Annotated in this window: 19 protein-coding genes; 15 read left to right on the forward strand and 4 right to left on the reverse strand. The window is 67.3% G+C overall.

Annotation, left to right across the window (positions count from 1 at the left end; translation table 11 throughout):
• The first annotated feature begins 4 nt into the window (after nucleotides 1-4).
• Genes LCM32_RS12585 through LCM32_RS12610 form a run of 6 tightly spaced genes read left to right on the forward strand, consistent with a single transcriptional unit; the run spans nucleotide 5 to nucleotide 3,704 of the window.
• Nucleotides 5-409, forward strand: coding sequence for a Na+/H+ antiporter subunit C (locus LCM32_RS12585; RefSeq protein WP_224821429.1), 405 nt, complete (start codon nucleotides 5-7; stop codon nucleotides 407-409).
• Nucleotides 406-2,076 carry a monovalent cation/H+ antiporter subunit D gene (locus tag LCM32_RS12590; RefSeq protein ID WP_224821430.1) on the forward strand — a complete coding sequence of 557 codons (1,671 nt, stop codon included), beginning with the start codon at nucleotides 406-408 and terminating at the stop codon, nucleotides 2,074-2,076. Before LCM32_RS12585 ends, LCM32_RS12590 begins: the two co-directional genes overlap by 4 nt.
• Nucleotides 2,076-2,579, forward strand: coding sequence for a Na+/H+ antiporter subunit E (locus LCM32_RS12595; protein ID WP_224821431.1), 504 nt, complete (start codon nucleotides 2,076-2,078; stop codon nucleotides 2,577-2,579). Before LCM32_RS12590 ends, LCM32_RS12595 begins: the two co-directional genes overlap by 1 nt.
• Nucleotides 2,576-2,854 (forward strand): K+/H+ antiporter subunit F, encoded by a 279-nt coding sequence (locus tag LCM32_RS12600; RefSeq protein WP_224821432.1) that lies wholly within the window; start codon nucleotides 2,576-2,578, stop codon nucleotides 2,852-2,854. Before LCM32_RS12595 ends, LCM32_RS12600 begins: the two co-directional genes overlap by 4 nt.
• Nucleotides 2,851-3,261, forward strand: a complete 411-nt coding sequence (locus LCM32_RS12605) for a Na+/H+ antiporter subunit G (RefSeq protein ID WP_224821433.1) — start codon at nucleotides 2,851-2,853, stop codon at nucleotides 3,259-3,261. The genes LCM32_RS12600 and LCM32_RS12605 overlap by 4 nt, the downstream gene beginning before the upstream one ends.
• A complete protein-coding gene (locus tag LCM32_RS12610) occupies nucleotides 3,258-3,704 on the forward strand; it encodes a GNAT family N-acetyltransferase (RefSeq protein WP_224821434.1) in 447 nt (148 codons plus the stop codon). Before LCM32_RS12605 ends, LCM32_RS12610 begins: the two co-directional genes overlap by 4 nt.
• A gap of 79 nt (nucleotides 3,705-3,783) precedes the next feature.
• On the opposite strand, the gene LCM32_RS12615 is transcribed toward LCM32_RS12610, so the two are convergent.
• Nucleotides 3,784-4,434, reverse strand: coding sequence for an OmpA family protein (locus LCM32_RS12615; RefSeq protein ID WP_224821435.1), 651 nt, complete (start codon nucleotides 4,432-4,434; stop codon nucleotides 3,784-3,786).
• A 148-nt stretch (nucleotides 4,435-4,582) separates the two neighbouring features.
• Nucleotides 4,583-5,434: a methylated-DNA--[protein]-cysteine S-methyltransferase gene (locus tag LCM32_RS12620; protein ID WP_224821436.1), complete on the reverse strand. Its 852-nt coding sequence runs from the start codon at nucleotides 5,432-5,434 to the stop codon at nucleotides 4,583-4,585.
• Between the two features lie 239 nt (nucleotides 5,435-5,673).
• Between LCM32_RS12620 and LCM32_RS12625 the strand changes: the two genes are divergently transcribed.
• Together LCM32_RS12625 and rpe are read left to right on the forward strand one after the other, a co-directional pair.
• On the forward strand, nucleotides 5,674-6,615 hold the full coding sequence (locus LCM32_RS12625) for a class 1 fructose-bisphosphatase (protein ID WP_224821437.1): 942 nt from the start codon (nucleotides 5,674-5,676) through the stop codon (nucleotides 6,613-6,615).
• Nucleotides 6,616-6,710: 95 nt separating this feature from the next.
• On the forward strand, nucleotides 6,711-7,400 hold the full coding sequence (gene rpe, locus LCM32_RS12630) for a ribulose-phosphate 3-epimerase (RefSeq protein ID WP_224821438.1): 690 nt from the start codon (nucleotides 6,711-6,713) through the stop codon (nucleotides 7,398-7,400).
• Nucleotides 7,401-7,430: 30 nt separating this feature from the next.
• Here rpe and LCM32_RS12635 read toward each other — a convergent pair whose 3' ends face one another.
• Nucleotides 7,431-8,543: a sensor histidine kinase gene (locus LCM32_RS12635; protein ID WP_224821439.1), complete on the reverse strand. Its 1,113-nt coding sequence runs from the start codon at nucleotides 8,541-8,543 to the stop codon at nucleotides 7,431-7,433.
• A 175-nt stretch (nucleotides 8,544-8,718) separates the two neighbouring features.
• A complete protein-coding gene (locus LCM32_RS12640) occupies nucleotides 8,719-9,267 on the reverse strand; it encodes a PAS and helix-turn-helix domain-containing protein (protein ID WP_224821440.1) in 549 nt (182 codons plus the stop codon).
• Nucleotides 9,268-9,677: 410 nt separating this feature from the next.
• Here LCM32_RS12640 and LCM32_RS12645 point away from each other — a divergent pair, with 410 nt between their 5' ends.
• The 7 genes from LCM32_RS12645 to LCM32_RS12675 all read left to right on the forward strand — a co-directional run bounded on the left by LCM32_RS12645 (nucleotide 9,678) and on the right by LCM32_RS12675 (nucleotide 18,312).
• Nucleotides 9,678-11,162 (forward strand): ABC transporter substrate-binding protein, encoded by a 1,485-nt coding sequence (locus tag LCM32_RS12645; RefSeq protein WP_224821441.1) that lies wholly within the window; start codon nucleotides 9,678-9,680, stop codon nucleotides 11,160-11,162.
• Nucleotides 11,163-11,327: 165 nt separating this feature from the next.
• On the forward strand, nucleotides 11,328-12,275 hold the full coding sequence (locus LCM32_RS12650; protein ID WP_224821442.1) for an ABC transporter permease: 948 nt from the start codon (nucleotides 11,328-11,330) through the stop codon (nucleotides 12,273-12,275).
• Complete coding sequence (locus LCM32_RS12655; protein WP_224821443.1) at nucleotides 12,272-13,129, forward strand: ABC transporter permease; 858 nt, start codon at nucleotides 12,272-12,274, stop codon at nucleotides 13,127-13,129. Before LCM32_RS12650 ends, LCM32_RS12655 begins: the two co-directional genes overlap by 4 nt.
• Nucleotides 13,129-14,715 carry an ABC transporter ATP-binding protein gene (locus tag LCM32_RS12660; protein WP_224821444.1) on the forward strand — a complete coding sequence of 529 codons (1,587 nt, stop codon included), beginning with the start codon at nucleotides 13,129-13,131 and terminating at the stop codon, nucleotides 14,713-14,715. Before LCM32_RS12655 ends, LCM32_RS12660 begins: the two co-directional genes overlap by 1 nt.
• Nucleotides 14,716-14,734: 19 nt before the next feature.
• Complete coding sequence (locus LCM32_RS12665) at nucleotides 14,735-16,180, forward strand: aldehyde dehydrogenase family protein (protein WP_224821445.1); 1,446 nt, start codon at nucleotides 14,735-14,737, stop codon at nucleotides 16,178-16,180.
• Between the two features lie 12 nt (nucleotides 16,181-16,192).
• Nucleotides 16,193-16,933, forward strand: coding sequence for an SDR family oxidoreductase (locus LCM32_RS12670; RefSeq protein ID WP_224821446.1), 741 nt, complete (start codon nucleotides 16,193-16,195; stop codon nucleotides 16,931-16,933).
• Nucleotides 16,934-17,139: 206 nt separating this feature from the next.
• A complete protein-coding gene (locus tag LCM32_RS12675) occupies nucleotides 17,140-18,312 on the forward strand; it encodes a substrate-binding domain-containing protein (RefSeq protein WP_224821447.1) in 1,173 nt (390 codons plus the stop codon).
• The last annotated feature ends 35 nt before the right edge of the window (nucleotides 18,313-18,347 follow it).

Consider the following 18,347-nt stretch of genomic DNA (forward strand, 5'->3'; position numbering starts at 1 on the left):
CGATATGGAATTGCTTGTCGCCAGCGCCGTGGGCGTGCTGACTGCCGCCGGAATTTACCTTGTCCTGCGTCTGCGGACCTTCCCGGTGATCATCGGGACCTCGCTGCTGACCTACGCGGTGAACATCTTCCTCTTCGCCAGCGGCCGGCTGGCGGTGAACCAGGCGCCGATCCTGCGGGACGGGGTCGAGACCTATACCGATCCGCTGCCGCAGGCGCTGGTGCTGACCGCCATCGTGATCTCCTTCGGGATGACCGCCGTGGTGGTGATGATCGCCCTCGGCGCCTATCTGTCCGCCGACGACGACCATGTGAACCTGCGCGAGGAAGGCCAGCCCGAGCCGGCCCGCCTCGACGAACCCGACGCGCCCCGCCCCGGTGACGGCGCAACCCGGGAGGCGCTTCAGTGACACATTGGTTGATCACCCCGATCGTCATTCCCGGCGTTCTGGCCGCACTCATCGTGCTGGCCGCGCGGTTCCACCTGCGGCTGCAGCGGGTCTTCTCGCTGGCGGGCTCCCTCGTGGGGCTGGCGATTGCCGCCGGTCTCTTCTGGCAGACCTCTGACGGCACGATCCTGCTCTATCAACTCGGCGACTGGCAGGCGCCGTTCGGCATCGTGCTGGTGGGCGACCGCCTGTCGACGCTGATGGTGCTGCTCTCGGCCCTGATCGCGCCGCTGATCCTGCTCTATGCCATCGGCACCGGCTGGGACACGCGCGGGCGGCACTTCCACGCCCTGTTCCAGTTCCAGATGATGGGGATCATGGGCGCCTTCCTGACCGGCGACGCCTTCAACCTCTTCGTCTTCTTCGAGGTCCTGCTGATCGCCTCCTATGGCCTGATGCTGCACTCCGGCGGGACCGAGAGGTATCGCGCGGGCCTGCAGTACATGCTCTACAACCTGCTGGGATCGACGCTGTTTCTCTTCGCGCTCGGCACGCTTTATGCCGAGACCGGGACGCTGAACATGGCCGACCTGGCCGCGCGTCTCGCGACGCCGGGGATCGAGCATACGGCGGGCCTGCGGGTGGCCTCGGTGCTGCTGCTGCTGGTCTTCGCCGTGAAGGCCGCCGTGCTGCCGCTGCACTTCTGGCTTCCGTCGAGCTATGCCGAGGCCCCCGGTCCGGTCGCGGCGCTCTTTGCCATCATGACCAAGATCGGTGCCTACGGGATCATCCGGTTCTACACCCTCGTCTTCCCGCCCGACCTGACGGTCACACAGGGCCTCTTCGACACATGGCTGCTGCCTGCATCGCTCGTGACGCTGGCGGTGGGGATGATCGGCGTGCTGGGCACGCGGCGGCTGGACCGCGCGGTGGCCTTCTCGGTCGTGGGCTCCATGGGCATGTTGCTGGCCTCCGTCGCCGTCTTCACCCCCGAGGGCCTCGCCGCCGCGCTCTACTACGCGGTGCATTCGACCTTCGCGACTGCGGCGCTCTTCCTGATCGTGGATCTGGTGCGCGACCGCCGCGGCGCCCATGGCCCCAAGCTGGAGGCCGCCCCCACCTTCCCCGGCGGGGCGCTGCTGGCGGGGCTCTTCTTCGTCTCGGCCATCGCCATGACCGGCCTGCCGCCGCTCTCGGGCTTCCTCGGCAAGCTGATGGTCCTTGAGGCCGCCACCGCCGATCCGTTGGTCTGGTGGGTCTGGGCCGCGGTCCTCGGCTCCTCGCTGATCGCGGTCGTGGGCTTCTCCCGGGCCGGTTCCACCGTGTTCTGGAAATCCCACGAGGTCAATGCGGCCCATGCCGCCACCGTCGACGAACCGGAGGACGAACAGGGCGCCGACGAACCCCATGATCCCCCCGCGCGGGAACCGGCGCTGCCCATGGTGGCCATCGGCGGGTTCATCGCGCTGCTCGTGGCGATGACGGTCCTCTCCGGTCCCTTGATGCGCTACATCGAGGACACCACGGCGCAGCTCTTCGATCCCGCGCCCTACATCTCCACCGTGCTGGAGACCCCGGGCAAGACGATCGAGTATCATGGCGACAGCCATGGGCAGGACGATGCCCACGAGGGCGCCCATGTCTCTGCCGAGGACGCCGCGACCAAGACGCAGAAGGAGAGCCACTGATGCCCCGCCAGCTTGCCCGCCGCATCCTGCCCCATCCGCTTCTGACCCTGCTGCTGGTGGCGGCATGGTGCCTGCTGCAGAACCATCTCAGCCTCGGCACCGTCGTCTTCGGCCTGATCCTCGGCCTGCTGATCCCCGGGTTCATCGCCCCCTACTGGCCCGACCGGCCGCAGATGAAGAAGCCGCATCTGCTGCCCGGCTACGTGCTGATGGTGATCTGGGACATCATCGTGGCCAATTGCAACGTGGCCTATATCGTGCTGTTCCGCAGCAACGCCTCGATCCAGTCGAACTGGGTGCTCGTCCCCCTCGACGTGAAGACGCCCGAGGCGATCTCGATGCTCGCCGGGACGATCACGCTGACGCCGGGCACCGTCTCGGCGGACCTCTCGGACGAGGGCCACGCGCTGCTGGTCCATGCCCTCGACGCCCCCGATCCCGATGCCGTGCGCGATCACATCAAGAGCCGATACGAACGCCGCCTGAAGGAGATTTTCGAATGACCGATCTCATCGACCTCGCCCTTCTCTTCACCTTCGGCTGCATCGGCCTGTCGCTGCTGCTGACGATGCTGCGCCTGATCGCGGGACCCACGCTGGGCGACCGCGTTCTCGCGCTCGACACGCTGTCGATCAACGCGGTGTCGCTGATCGTGCTGATCGGCATCGCGGGCCGCACGCAGCTGCTCTTCGAGGCGGCGCTGATCATCGCGATGCTGGGCTTCGTCTCGACCGTGGCCTACTGCCGCTTCGCCCTGCGGGGGGACATCATCGAATGACCATGGACCTGTTCCTCGAAGGGCTCGTGGCCCTGCTGATCGTCATCGGCGGCATCTTCACGCTGGTCGGCTCCGTCGGCCTGCTGAAGCTGAGCCGCCCGATGCCGCGTCTCCATGCGCCCACCAAGGCCTCGACGCTGGGCGTCGGCGCGATCCTGATGGCCTCCATGGTGTTGGCGTTCTGGCGCGGCGAAGGCTCGCTGCACGAGCTGCTGATCACCTGCTTCATGTTCGTGACGGCCCCGATCTCGGCGCTGTTCATTGCCAAGGTGCACCTGCACCGGGGGGAAATGGCGGTGGCCCCGCCGCATCCGCCCAAGGATGATGTCTGGGCGACGCTGGACACGCCGGAAGAGGACCTCGACCTGCGCAAGCCCGGCGAGACGCCCGTCACCCCGGCCGAATGACCGCGCTGATCCTGCGCCCTGCCACCGGGGCCGAGGGACCCCTGCTGGCGGACCTGCGGGTGCGGGCGATGCGCCCTTCGCTCGAGGCGGTCGGTCGCTTTGATCCCCTGCGCGCCCGCAGCCGTTTCCTCGACGGGTTCGACCCCGCCGTGACACGGGTGATCCTTGTCGATGGCGCGATCGCGGGCTTCCTCGTGCTGCGCCCACGGGCGGATCATCTCTACCTCGATCACCTCTACCTCGACCCGGAGCTTCAGGGGGCGGGGCTGGGCCGCGCCGCCGTGGCGCAGGCCAAGGCAGAGGCGAAGGCGGCCGGCCTGCCCCTGCGCCTGATGGCCCTGCGCGACAGCCCGGCCAATGGCTTCTACCTCGCGCAGGGGTTCCGCAAGACCGGGGAGGAGCCGATGGACATCCTCTATGAATGGACGCCCGGCACCGCCTGAGGGCCGGGACCACCGTACCGGGAGGCCATGAAAAAAGGGCCGGCGCAGAGGCCGGCCCTTTGTCCTGATCCGATACCGATCAGCTGTTCGGCAGGATGACGATGTCCACGCGGCGGTTCTGTGCCCGGCCTTCCGGCGTCAGGTTCGACGCGCGCGGCTGGTCCTCGCCACGGCCGAAGGCGACCACGCGGCTCGAGGACACGCCCGAGGACACGAGGATGTCCGCGACCGAGTTCGCACGGCGGGCCGAGAGCTGCTGGTTGTAGCTCGCCTCGCCGGTGTTGTCGGTGTGGCCGATCACCTGCACGGTGGTGTCCGGGTACTTGTTCAGGCTGCGCGCCACGGTGCGCAGGTCGGTCGTCAGGTCCGGGCGCAGGGTCGCGCTGTCGGTGGCAAAGAGGATGTCCTGCGGCATCGTCACGATGAGACGGTCGCCGGTGTTGGTGATCATCACGTCATCGCCCAGCTGGCCGCGCAGCTCTGCTTCCTGCTTGTCGAGGACCGAGCCATAGATGGCGCCCGCTGCACCGCCGGCCACCGCGCCGATGGCGGCACCCTTGGCCTTGTCGTCCGACACGATGGCCCCGAGGGCCGCCCCCAGCAGGGCACCGGTGCCTGCGCCGGTGCGCGTGTTGCGGTAACCGTCGTCCTGGTTCATCTCGGCGCAGCCTGCGACGAAGAGCATGGATGCGCCGGTGAGCGCGAGGAGGGGTTTAGTCACGATCTGCATGGGGACCTCTTTTTGGTTAGTCATGCGAAAACTGCTCAGCCACAGCTATAGCAGAGCCATTGAAAGGCTAACGCACGAGGCCGTGAGTGTCGGCGAGTTCCCGCCGATGTGATCGGCCGCCTCCGGCGCTTTTCAGACTAACCCATTGTCAGGCCTCCCGTCTGGCCGCTTCCCATGCCAGCATCGCGCGTTTCCGCTCCAGACCCCAATGATAGCCCGCGAGGGCCCCGCTCTTGCGCAGCGCCCGGTGACAGGGGATCAGGAAGGAGACCGGGTTGCGCCCCACGGCGCTGCCCACGGCGCGCACGGCCCGGGGTGATCCGATGACCCGGGCGATCTCGGAATAGGTGGTGACCTGTCCCGAGGGCACCTGCAACAGCGCCTCCCAGACCTTGATCTGGAATGGCGCGCCGATCAGGTGCAGCCGCGCCTCGCCACTCTGCCCGAAGGCCGCGGCGACCCAGCCCTCCAGCGCGGCGGGGGCCTCGACATAGGCAGCCTCGGGCCAGCGCCCCGTCAGGTCGGCCATGGCCGCGTCGAAACCGCCGGCCCCCTCCTCGACGAAGCCCAGCCCGCAAAGCCCGCGGTCCGTCCCCATGGCCAGCACCTCGCCGAACGGACTGTCGAAAAGCCCCCAGCGGATCGTCAGCCCGGCGCCCCGGCGGGCATAGTCGCCCGGCGCCATGGCCTCCCACCGCAGGAAGAGGTCATGCAACCGCCCGGTGCCCGAGAGCCCCGTGGCCAGCGCCGCCTCCAGCGTGGTGAACCGTGCCTCCAGCAGGGCCTTGGCCTGCCCGAGGGCAAGGTATTGCTGGTACCGCTTGGGCGAGACCCCGACCCAGGCCGAGAAGAGGCGCTGGAAATGCGCCGCCGACATGCCCATGCGGCCCGCGAGCGCCTCCAGCGACAGCGGCTCTTCCGCCGCGTCGATCTCGGCAATGGCGCGCTGCATCACGCCGTAGGCATAGCGCCCTTCCACACCGTCTACCGATCCGTCCATGTCGCACCTCGCAGTCCTTGCGCTTTCACCCCCGATCCTACGCCTGCCCCCGGCCTCCATCGACCCGTTTCCTGCGCATTTTCGTTTCACAAATATCCTCGGGGGGCGGCGCGGCACGCGCCGGGGGGCAGACAGCCCCCCTCCCTCCGCCGAAGCCAGCGGTGCAGGTCGAAAAGCCATTGGGGACCCCGCCCAGATATGGAATAACGCCGGTAACCCATTTCAGCACGGAGCGTATCATGCCCGCCATCGACCCCAAGCACCTGCCGTCCGACCTCGCCCCGGTGATCGAGGCGCTCTGCGCCACCGGTATCGACCTTGCCGCCGTCATCGCGCGCGGCCCGCTCGGCCAGAGCCTCGGCGCGGGCGTTGGCGAGAACTCGGACGGGGACCAGCAGAAGGCGCTGGACGTGCTGGCGGACGAAATGTTCGAGGCGGCCCTGAAACCGGCCGGCGTGAAGTACTACGCCTCGGAAGAGCAGGAGACGGTGCTCACGCTCGACGAAGGCGGCCGCTACGCCCTGGCCATCGACCCGCTCGACGGCTCCTCCAACATCGACGTGAACGTCTCCATCGGCACGATCTTCTCGATCTTCGAGGCCGCCGAGGGCGCGAACGAGAGCTTCCTGCGCCCGGCGTCGGAACAGATTGCCGCGGGCTACATCGTCTACGGCCCCCAGACCGGCCTGATGATCACCTTCGGCGCGGGCACGCTGATGTTCGTCCTCGACCCGGCGACGGGCGAATTCACCCTCGTCTCCGACAAGATGACCATCCCGGCGTCGGCCAAGGAATTCTCGATCAACGCCTCCAACCGCCGCCACTGGTTCGCGCCGGTGAAGACCTACATCGAGACCTGCGAAGCCGGTGAGACCGGCCCGCGCGGCAAGAACTTCAACATGCGCTGGGTCGGTTCGCTGGTGGCGGAAACCCACCGCATCCTGTCGCGCGGCGGCGTGTTCCTCTACCCCGGCGACGCGCGCCCGAAATACGACATGGGCCGCCTGCGGATGGTCTACGAGGTCGCGCCCATGGCCTTCCTGATCGAACAGGCCGGCGGCAAGGCCACCGATGGCGCAGCGCCGATCCTCTCGCTTCAGGCCGGTGAACTGCACGAGCGCCGCCCGCTGGTCTTCGGATCGGCCGAGGAAGTCGACGAGATCGCCCGCCTGCACGGTTGATCCGACGCACAGGTCCGAGATTGGCCCTTCGCATATGGCGGAGGGCCTCTTATATGAGGCGCAACGCTAGCCTCATATGGTCACGGAGGGTTCAGATGACCTTTTCCCGCACGCTCAAGATCGCCCCGTCGATCCTGTCCGCCGACTTTGCCAACTTCGGTCAGGAGATCGAGGCCGTCGAGGCGCAGGGCGCCGACTGGATCCATGTCGATGTGATGGACGGGCACTTCGTCCCCAACCTCACCTTCGGCCCGCCGCTGGTGAAGGCGATCCGGCCGCACATCAAGACCGTCATGGACGTGCACCTGATGATCGCGCCGGTCGATCCCTATATCGACGCCTTCGTCGATGCAGGTGCCGACGTGATCACCGCCCATGTGGAGGCCGGCCCCCACATCCACCGCACGCTGCAGGCGATCCGGGCCGCGGGCTGCAAGGCCGGTGTCGCGCTGAACCCGGGCACGCCCGCCGAGACGGTGGATTACCTCCTCGACATGGTGGACCTGATCTGCGTGATGACGGTGAACCCCGGCTTCGGCGGGCAGAAGTTCATCGAAAGCCAGGTCGAGAAGGTGCGCCGCCTGCGCGCCATGATCGGTGACCGTCCGATCCATATCGAGATTGACGGCGGCATCACGCCCCAGACCGCCCCGCTGATGCGGGCCGCGGGGGCCGATGTGCTGGTGGCGGGCTCTGCCGTCTTCAAGGGCGGCAGCGTTGCCAACCCTGCGCCCTACGGCGAGAACATCCGCGCGATCCGCACCGCCTGCGATACGCTGGTCTGAGCTTGCGCCGAGAGGATTTGAAAGGCCGCCTTACTGGGCGGCCTTTTGCATGGGCTCGTCACTGACCGGGAAGACCACGCTGACGCGGGTGCCCGTCGGGCCGGTCTCGAGCACCGGGTCACCGCCCAGTTGCTGCGCCGAGGCGCGCAGCACCTTCAGCCCCAGACCGTGGCCATCGTCGGCCCCGTCGGGCATCCCCACCCCATTGTCGGAACAAAGCAGCTGCGCCATGCCGTCACCGAGGGAGCGCAGCTCGAAGCTGACCACGCCGGGGCGGTCGTCCGGGAAGGCGTGCTTGATGGCGTTGGTGCCGAACTCGTTAAGAATTGTCCCGATCGAGGCCGCCTTGCGGGATCCCGCCCATAGCGGATCGCAGCTGGCGCGAATCGTCACCGTCTCGGGGGCGGAGCGGCCCAGCAGGATACAGACATTCTCGGCAAAGCGGGCCACGTCGATGCGCGCGCCGGCCTCCGTGAGGTAGAGCTGTTCGTGCAGCGCCGCCACCGTCTCGATCCGGATGCGGGCTGTATCGAGCGCCTCACGCACGGCCTCTTCGAGGGAATGACGCGACTGCATCCGCATGATCGCCGTCACCGACTGGAGCGAGTTCTTGACCCGGTGATCGACCTCGCGCCGCAGCACGTCCGCCGTGTTGAGCGCCCGCCGCAGGTTGAGCTGCGCCATCACCTGATCGGCCATCACCCGCATGGTGCGCCGTTGCAGATCGGTCAGGACGCGGGGCTGGCGGTCGAGGATGCAGAGCGTGCCAATGGGCAGGCCCTCGTCGCTCTTCAACACGGCGCCCGCGTAGAAGCGCATGGAATCTTCCTTGATACACAGGGGGTTGTCCGCCGTGCGCAGGTCGGACAGCGTATCGTGGATTTCAAGGAAATCACCGTCGAGGATGGCATGGGCGCAGATCGAGCGTTCCATGTCTGTCTCGCTGGCGTTCATGCCGACGCGGGCCTTGAACCACTGGCGGTGCTCTTCCACGAGAGAGATCAGCACGACGGGGCAGTCACAGATCTCGGCCACGAGGGTGACGACCTCGTCGAAGGCGCCTTCGGGCGGCGTGTCGAGGATCCCGTAGGACTGCAACACACGCAGGCGTGCGGCTTGTTGCGGATGCGGTTGCGCTTTCATCCCGGGACTTTCGAGCGGAGAGGGGCCATTGGCCATGGTGGGGAACCGGGGCGCCGGACCGGCGAGCGGCGGGCCAATAAGAGCACTGACAAGAATACAGAGTGTATAGCTATCAGTTAACACCTCCCCTGACCACAGTTGCAAGCGCCGGTGGCTGACCCGGCGCGCAAAAGGGTTAACCGGGGCCCGTCAGCCGGGCCAGCAATTCGGCGGCATTGCGCACCTTGAACTTGCGCAGCAGGCGCGCGCGCACGTCCTCCACCGTGCGGGGTGACAGGCCGAGGTCGCGGGCGATCTGCTTCGATGTGCTGCCCCGGCTGAGGCCCGAGATCACGTCGCGTTCGCGCGGCGTCAGCTCCGGCCCCGGGCGGGCATCGCCAAGGGGCGCATAGGTCATCACGATGCGCGACAGCGGATCGCCGGGGGCCAGTGTCCGGGCGCGGAAACGGCACCAGAAGCGGCTGCCGTCGGTGCGGCGCAGGATCCGCTGATCGGTGTAGGACCCCCCGCCGCGCAGCGCCGCAAGCCCCACGTCGCGCAGCCGGGCGAATTCGGCGTCATCCTCGTAGAGCACCCGGAAGCTGCGCCCCAGAAGCGCCGTCCGGTCCACGCCGATCATCGTGGCGAAGGTCAGGTTGCAGGCCCGGATGATCCGGTGCTGGGCCAGAACGATGCCCACCGGCGCCATGTCGAAGGCGGTCTCGGCGAAATCTTCAGGGGTCATCTGGCCTCTGCTCTGCTTTGCGTGATCTGTACCGTGAAACTACGGTATTGATACCGTAGCTTGCGCTCAGCATCCTGCGCCAGACCGAAAACACCGTCCGAGGGCGGCCGGGCGCAACGAAGCGCCCATGACGAAGCCGGAGGCGGCAGAAGGAGGATGCCGCTTCCCCGGGCAGCAGCGCCGCGCAGGCTCGCGCAGGCGACCGGTGCAGGAGACTGGCGGGAGAGGTTCGGGCGGACGGCCCTTCAGGGGTGCTGGATCTGTGCCGCGAACCGGGGAAAGATGTCGGCATCGACGACAGGATGGAATCTGCGCGGGCGGGAGAAAAGGACCCTCTTCCCCACGCGCGCGGCGACAACGCGTGACGGCCCGTCGACAAGGGTCGCATGGAGATAACTGGGAGTAACCCGATGATGTTCAAACCTTTCCGCACCGGTCTGGTGAGCGCGCTGGCCTTGGCCGGTGCCGTGACCGCGGCGCAGGCCGATGGCAGCCTGACCGTCGCGATGCAGCTGGAACCGCCGCACCTCGACCCGACGAGCGCGGCCGCCGCCGCCATCGACAGCGTGCTCTACTCCAACGTCTACGAGGGGCTGACCCGCTTTGCCTCCGATGGCTCCATCGTGCCGGGCCTCGCGCGGTCGTGGGACATCTCGGAGGACGGGCTGACCTATACCTTCCACCTCGCCGAGGGGGTGACCTTCCATGACGGTTCCGCCTTCGATGCGGAGGACGTGAAGTTCAGCCTCGACCGCGCCCGTGCCGATGACAGCACCAACGCGCAGAAGGGCCTCTTTGCCGCCATCGACACGGTCGAGGTCACCGATCCGCTGACCGTGGTGGTGACGCTCTCCAAGCCGACCGGCAACTTCCTCTTCAACATGGCCTGGGGCGATGCGGTGATCGTGGCGCCGGAAAGCGCCGATACGCTGCAGACCACGCCCAACGGCACCGGCGCCTTCAAGTTCGCGGACTGGGTGCAGGGCGACCGGATCGAACTGGTGAAGAACCCTGAGTATTGGGGCACCCCGGCAGAGCTGGACGAGGCGACCTTCAAGTTCATCTCGGACCCGACCGCCGCCTTTGCCGCCGTCATGGCCGAGGACGTGGATGTCTTCTATTCCTTCCCCGCGCCCGAGAACCTGCCGCAGTTCGACATGGACCCGCGGTTCAAGGTCCTCGCCGGCTCGACCGAGGGCGAGACGATCCTCGCCATGAACAACAAGCTGGCACCGCTGGATGACGTCCGCGTCCGCGAGGCCGTGGCCCATGCCATCAACCGGCAGGAAATCATCGACGGCGCCATGTTCGGCTATGGCACCCCGATCGGCAGCTTCTTCCCGCCGCACAACCCCGATTACGTCGATCTGACCGGCCTCTCCGACTACGATCCCGAGAAGTCCAAGGCGCTGCTGGAAGAGGCAGGCGTCGCCCTGCCGCTCCGTCTCAAGATGACCCTGCCGCCGCCGTCCTATGCCCGGCGCGGGGGCGAGATCATCGCGGCGCAGCTGCGGCAGGTCGGCATCGAGGCCCAGATCGAGAACGTCGAATGGGCGCAGTGGCTGGAAACCACCTTCCGCGGCAAGGACTACGGCCTGACCATCGTCAGCCACGTCGAGCCGATGGACATCGGCAGCCTCGCCAACCCCGAGTATTACACCCAGTACGACAACCCCGACTTCCGGGCCGTGATCGAGGAGCTGTCCGTCACCGCTGATCAGGCTGCGCGGTCCGAGCTTTTCAAGCAGGCGCAGACCACGCTGGCCGAGGATTACGTCGCGGGCTTCCTGTTCCAGATGGCCCTGCTGACCGTCGCCAAGGCCGAGGTCGAGGGGCTCTGGGTAAACATGCCCACCCCGGCGGTGGACCTGACGTCCGTGCATTGGGCCAAGTGATGGCTGCGGCCCCCCGGGGCCACGACACGGCTGCGGGCCATCCGGGCCGCGCCTGACCTCTGACCGATCCGCCGCGCGGGCCCCCTGCCGCGGCGGATCCCCCTGATCCCCGGAGGCGCCCCGCCTCTCAAGTCCCCGCCTCTCAAGAAGACCTGTCCGACCTGAATGTTGCGCTACACCCTCTCCCGCCTCCTCTCGCTGGGCGTCAGCCTCGCGGTGGCCTCGGTGGTGATCTTTCTTGCCATCGAAGTGCTGCCCGGTGATCCGGCGGCCTATATGCTGGGCCTCAACGCCCAGCCCGACACGCTGGCCGCCCTGCGCGACGAGCTGGGCCTGAACGGCACGCTCTGGGAGCGCTATGCCGACTGGGTCGGCGGGATGCTGCGGGGCGATTTCGGCACCTCCTACACCTACCGTTCGTCCGTCTCCGAGATGATCGGAGAGCGGCTCTGGGTCTCGCTGCCGCTGGCGCTCTACGCGCTGACGCTCTCCACGGTGATCGCCTTCCCGGCGGGCATCTGGGCGGCGGCCCGGCGGGGCAAGGCGGCGGATGTGACCGTCATGGGCGTGACCCAGCTGGGCGTGGCGATCCCGAACTTCTGGTTCGCCATGCTGATGGTGCTGGTCTTCGCCATCAACCTGCGCTGGTTCTCCGCCGGGGGCTTCCCGGGCTGGGACAAGGGGGTCTGGCTCTCGCTCAAGGCGCTGACCCTGCCGGCAGTGGCACTGGCGCTGCCGCAGGCCTCGATCCTCGCGCGGGTCATGCGCTCGGCCCTGCTCGACACGCTGAGCGAGGATTTCATCCGCACCGCCCGCGCCAAGGGTCTCACCAAGGGACAGGCCCTGCGCCGCCACGCGCTGCGCAATGCGCTGATCCCCGTGCTGACGATCATCGGGATGCAGTTCTCCTTCCTGATGGCGGGCGGCATCATCATCGAGAACGTCTTCTTCCTGCCCGGCCTCGGGCGGATGATCTTCCAGGCGATCTCGGCCCGGGACCTGATCGTGGTGGAAAGCGTCGTCATGCTGCTGGTCTTCGCCGTCGTCCTCGTGAACTTCATGGTCGAGTTGGCCTATGCCCTCGTCGACCCCCGGCTGAGGGCCCGCGCATGAGCACCGCCGTCACGGAACGCAGCCTCGGCGCGCAGATGCTGCGCAACCGCAACCTGCTGATCGGCGGCGCGCTGACCTTCGTCTTTGCCGCCGCCGCGCTGATCTCCTTCGTCTGGGTGCCCTATGCCGTGGACGGCGTGGACATCGCCAACAAGATCAAGCCGCCCTCGGCCGCGCATCCCTTGGGCACCGATCACTTTGGCCGGGACATCCTGTCGATGATCATGGTCGGCGCGCGCACCTCCATCGCCGTGGCCATCGTTGCGGTGGGGATCGGGATGCTCTTCGGCGTGCCGCTCGGCCTCTGGGCGGCGGCGCGCAAGGGCACCCTGCTGGACGAGGTGATCATGCGCGGCAATGACCTCGTCTTCGCCTTCCCCTCGCTGCTGATCGCGATCATGATTACCGCGATCTTCGGCCCCTCCGCCGTCAATGCGATCATCGCCATCGGGATCTTCAATATCCCCGTTTTCGCCCGCCTGACGCGCTCGGGCGCGCTGGCCCTGTGGCAGCGGGATTTCATCCTTGCGGCGCGGGTCGCGGGCAAGGGATCGGCACGGATCTCGTTCGAGCATATCCTGCCCAACGTGGCGAACCTGCTGATCGTGCAGGGCACGATCCAGTTCTCGCTGGGCATCCTCGCAGAGGCGGGCCTGTCCTACGTGGGTCTTGGGGCACAGCCGCCGATCCCGTCATGGGGCCGGATGCTGGCCGAGAGCCAGACGATGATTTCCTTCGCCCCGCACATGGCGCTCTTCCCGGGTCTCGCGATCCTGCTGACAGTACTGGGCCTGAACCTGATGGGTGACGGTCTGCGCGATATATTCGACCCTAAACTGCGGCGGGGACGCTGATGAGCCTGCTGGAGATCTCCAACCTCGACCTCGACATTCACGGCGCGCCGATCCTGCGCGACGTGTCGCTATCCGTAGCACCCGGCCAGATCGTTGGCGTGATCGGGGAAAGCGGCTCGGGCAAGTCGATGACCGCCTTCACCGTGCTGCAACTGCTGCCCGAAGGGGCGCAGGCGCGCGGACAGGTCACGCTCAACGGCCACGACATGCTGAGCCTGAGCGAGGCACAGCTCTGCCGCCTGCGGGGCAACGAGGTGGGCATGGTGTTCCAGGAGCCGATGACGGCGCTGAACCCCATCCGCACCATCGGCGAGCAGGTCGCCGAGACGATCCTGATCCACGAGCAGGTGTCGAAGTCCGAGGCGATGGCCCGGGCACGCGAGGCCCTGAACCGGGTCGAACTGCCCGCCGACCGCTTCCCGCTCAGCCGCTACCCCTACGAGCTGTCGGGCGGGCAGCGGCAGCGGGTGGTGATCGCCATGGCCATCGCCCTGCGGCCCAAGCTGCTGATCGCGGATGAGCCGACGACGGCGCTGGACGTGACGACGCAGGCGCAGATCCTTGCCCTGCTGACGCGGCTGGTGCGCGAGGATGGCATGGGGATGCTGATGATCACCCATGACCTCGCCGTGATGGCGGACATGGCCGATGATATCGTCATCATGCAAAAGGGCCGCGTGGTGGAAACCGGGCCCGCCGCGACGCTGTTCGAGACGATGCAGCATCCCTATTCCAAGGCGCTGCTGGCCGCCTCGACCCATGCGCCCGACCGCGAGGACGGCACGACGGAGCAGCCTCTGCTGACCGTGCGCAACGTGGTCCGCGCCTATGCGCTGCCGCGCAAGACGCTCTTTGGCGCGCCGGGGCAGGTGCAGGCGGTCAAGGGGGTCTCCTTCGATCTGAAACGGGGCGAGAGCCTGGGCCTCGTGGGCGAGTCCGGCTGCGGGAAATCGACCCTGACACGGGCCATTCTGGGTCTGGAGCAGGTGCAGGGCGGCGAGATCCTGTTCGACGGTCAGCCGGTCTTTACCGGGCATGCCGCCAACCGCGCGGTGCGCCGCCGGATGCAGGTCGTGTTTCAGGACCCCTATGGCAGTTTCAACCCGCGCCACAAGGTTGCGCGCCTCGTGACCGAACCCTTCCACCTGCTCGACGCGCCCCCCACCGGGGCGGCGCGCGATGCGGCGATTGCGGAGGCGCTGACCTCCGTCGGGCTGGCGCCCGAGGATCAGCACAAGTACATCCACGAATTTTCCGGCGGGCAGCGCCAGCGGATCGCCATCGCACGGGCGCTGATCATCAAGCCCGACCTGATCATTCTCGACGAGGCGGTTTCGGCTCTGGATGTGCAGGTGCGGGCGCAGATCCTCGACCTGCTGGCGGACCTCTCCAAGCGGTTCGGCCTGACCTATCTCTTCATCTCCCACGACCTCAGCGTCGTACGGGCCATCACCGACCGGGTGCTGGTCATGAAATCCGGTGAATTCGTCGAACGCGGCCCCACGGCGCAGGTCTTCGACGCCCCGCAACACGCCTATACGAAAGCCTTGATCGCCGCGGCCCCCCGGCTGCCGGAAGAGGCCTGATCACTTCAAGGAAGACCCCATGAAAGAGCTTTGGTTCGACACCGCGAAATGCCTGATCGGTGGTGAGTGGACGGCCCCCGCCGGTGGCGGCACGCTGCCGCTTTACGATCCCTCCACCGGGGCGGAGATCGGCGCGATTGCCCGCGGCACCGCGCAGGACATCGACGCCGCCGTGGCAGCGGCCGAGGCCGCCTATCGCGGGGCATGGGGCCAGACGCCCGCCTTCGAGCGCGGTCGCCTGCTGATGAAGCTGGGCCAGATGGTGCTGGAGAAGGCCGACGTGCTGGCCGCCATCGAGGCCGCGGACGTGGGCAAACCCCTGAAGCAGGCCCGCGCCGATGCGGTTGCGCTGGCGCGCTACCTCGAATTCTACGGTGGGGCGGCGGACAAGCTGCATGGCCAGACGATCCCCTTCCTCGACGGCTACACTGTCTACACCCTGCGCGAACCGCACGGGGTGACCGGGCATATCGTGCCTTGGAACTACCCGATGCAGATCATCGGGCGCTCCATCGGGGCGGCGCTGGCCACCGGCAATGCCTGCGTCCTGAAACCGGCCGAGGATGCCTGCCTGACGGCGCTGGCCTTCGCCGATCTGGCCTTGCAGGCCGGGTTGCCGGCGGGGGCGCTGAACGTGGTGCCGGGACTGGGCGCCGAGGCAGGCGCGGCGCTGACCGGCCATCCGGGCATCCACCACATCTCCTTCACCGGCTCGGTCGGCACCGGCATCGCGGTGCAGAAGGCCGCCGCCGACAATGTCATCCCGGTGACGCTGGAACTGGGCGGCAAGTCCCCGCAGGTGGTCTTTGCCGATGCGGACCTCGACGCGGCGCTGCCCTTCCTCGTGAACGCCGGCATCCAGAACTGCGGGCAGACCTGCTCTGCCTCCTCGCGCATCCTCGTGGAACGGTCGCGCTATGACGAGGTCGTGGCGCGGATGGCCGAACGCTATGACGCGCTGCGCGTGGGCCGGGCGGTGGATGACCTCGACGTGGGGCCGCTGATCTCGGCCCGGCAGAAGGGCATCGTTGCGGGCTTCATGGACCACGGCACGGATCTGGAGGTCGCCGGTCAGGCGACACTGGGCGATCTGCCCGATGGCGGCTACTACGTCGCGCCGACGCTCTTTGCGGGCGCCACCGGGGCGCACAAGCTGGCGCAGGAGGAGATCTTCGGCCCCGTGCAGGTCGTCATCCCCTTCGAGGGCGAGGAGGAGGCCGTGGCGATTGCCAATGGCACCGACTATGGCCTCGTCGCCTCGGTCTGGACGGACAGCGGGGCGCGGCAGATGCGGCTGGCCAAGGCGATCCGCGCGGGGCAGGTTTTCATCAACAACTACGGCGCTGCGGGGGGCGTGGAACTGCCCTTCGGCGGCACCGGCAAATCGGGCCACGGCCGCGAGAAGGGGTTCGAGGCGCTCTATGCCTTCACCACGCTCAAGACCGTTGCGGCCTATCACGGCTGAGGAGGAGTGATCATGAGACTTGAGGGCAAGACGGCCATCGTCACCGGCGCGGGTTCGGGTTTTGGGGCGGGCATCGCCAAGCGGTTCGCCGAGGAGGGCGCCAAGGTGCTGGTCGCCGACCTGAACGGCGATGCGGCCGAGGCCGTGGCCAAGGAGATCGGCGGCATCTACTGCGAGGCGGACGTCTCGGACGCGGAGGCCGTGGCGATCATGGTGGGCATGGCGGAGCGCAACTGCGGCCCGGTCGATATCCTCGTGAACAACGCGGGCACGACTCATCTGCCGAAACCGATGGAAGAGGTGACGGAGCAGGACTTCGACCGCGTGTTCAACGTGAACTGCCGGTCGGTCTACCTGCTGGCCAAGGTGCTGGTGCCCAAGATGAAGGCACGCGGCACGGGGTCGATCGTCAACATCGCCTCGACCGGCGGGGTCAGCCCTCGGCCCAACCTGACGTGGTACAATTCCACCAAGGGCTGGATGAACACCGCGACCCGCGCCATGGCGGTAGAGCTGGCGCCCTTCGGCATCCGGGTGAACGCGGTGAACCCCGTGGCAGGCGAAACGCCCCTGCTGAAGAGCTTCATGGGGCAGGACACGCCGGAAGTGCGGGCCAAGTTCCTCTCGACCATACCGATCGGGCGGTTCTCGACCCCGCAGGACATCGCCAACGCGGCGCTCTACCTTGCCTCGGACGAGGCCTCGATGGTGACGGGCGTCTGCATGGAGGTGGACGGCGGGCGCTGCATCTGACCCCGTTTCAGACGCATACATCCGAGTATCCGATCAACCGCCGGGCGATTGCCCGGCGGTTTCCGTTTCGGGGCGGATGACGTCGGGAAAGATTCTTTCGCAGTCGAAAAATGCCGTGTTGACAGGGCTATCAGCGCCCATCACCATTCAGGGCAGACGGAAGAGCGCCGCGGGAGGGCGGCTGTTTCACGTTCGGGAGGACATCCATGAAGACTACCATAGCGGTCGGCGCCCTGATGGCGCTCGGCCTGGCGACGGCCGGCCATTCCGAGATTACCATCGCGCATATCTACGGCAAGACAGGCCCGCTGGAGGCCTATGCCACGCAGTCCCACAACGGGCTGATGATGGGGCTGGAATATGCCACGGACGGGACGATGGAGATCGACGGCGAAAAGATCGTCGTGATCGAGAAAGACACCCAGATGAAGCCGGAGAACGGCAAGGCCCTGCTGGAAGAGGCCTTCGGCGACGATGACGCCGACATCGCGGTGGGCCCGGTGTCGTCCGGCGTGGCGCTGGCCATGCTGCCGGTGGCCGAGGAATACGAGAAGATCCTCGTGGTGGAGCCTGCGGTGGCGGATTCCATCACTGGCAGCGACTGGAACCGCTACATCTTCCGCACCGGGCGCAACTCCTCGCAGGACGCCGTGGCAAATGCCATCGCACTGGCGGGCGAGGGCGTGAAGATCGCCACGCTGGCGCAGGACTATGCCTTTGGCCGCGACGGGATCTCGGCCTTCAAGGAGGCGCTGGAAGGCACCGGCACCGAGATCGTGCACGAGGAATACGTGCCCACCGACACCACCGATTTCACGGCAGCGGCGGAGCGGATCTTCAACGCGATGAAGGACCTCGACGGGGAGAAGAAGCTCTTCGTGATCTGGGCGGGGGCGAACAACCCGATGTCCAAGGTCAACGCGATGGACCCGTCGCGCTTTGGCATCGAGATCGCGACCGGGGGCAACATCCTCGCCGCGCTTTCGGCCTACAAGGAATTCCCCGGCATGGAGGGGGCGACCTACTACTACTACGACAGCCCCAAGAACCCGGTGAATGACTGGCTGGTGAAGGAACACGAGGCGCGCTTCGGCTCGCCGCCCGACTTCTTCACCGCCGGTGGCATGGCGGCCGGTCTCGCCGTGGTGGAGGCGATCCGCAAGGCGGGCTCGACCGATACCGAAGACCTGATCGCGGCCATGGAAGGCATGGAGTGGGAGACGCCCAAGGGCAAGATGATGTTCCGCCCGGAAGACCACCAGGCGCTGCAGTCCATGTATCACTTCAAGATCAAGGTCGAGGACGGCGTTGACTGGGCCATCCCCGAGCTTGTGCGCGAGTTGACGATCGACGACCTGCCGATCCCCGTTCGCAACTAGTGGTGTAACGAGTGCTGCGGGCGCCGGTGCTGCTT

Source organism: Pseudooceanicola nanhaiensis, assembly GCF_020171315.1.
GTDB lineage: Bacteria > Pseudomonadota > Alphaproteobacteria > Rhodobacterales > Rhodobacteraceae > Pseudooceanicola > Pseudooceanicola nanhaiensis_A.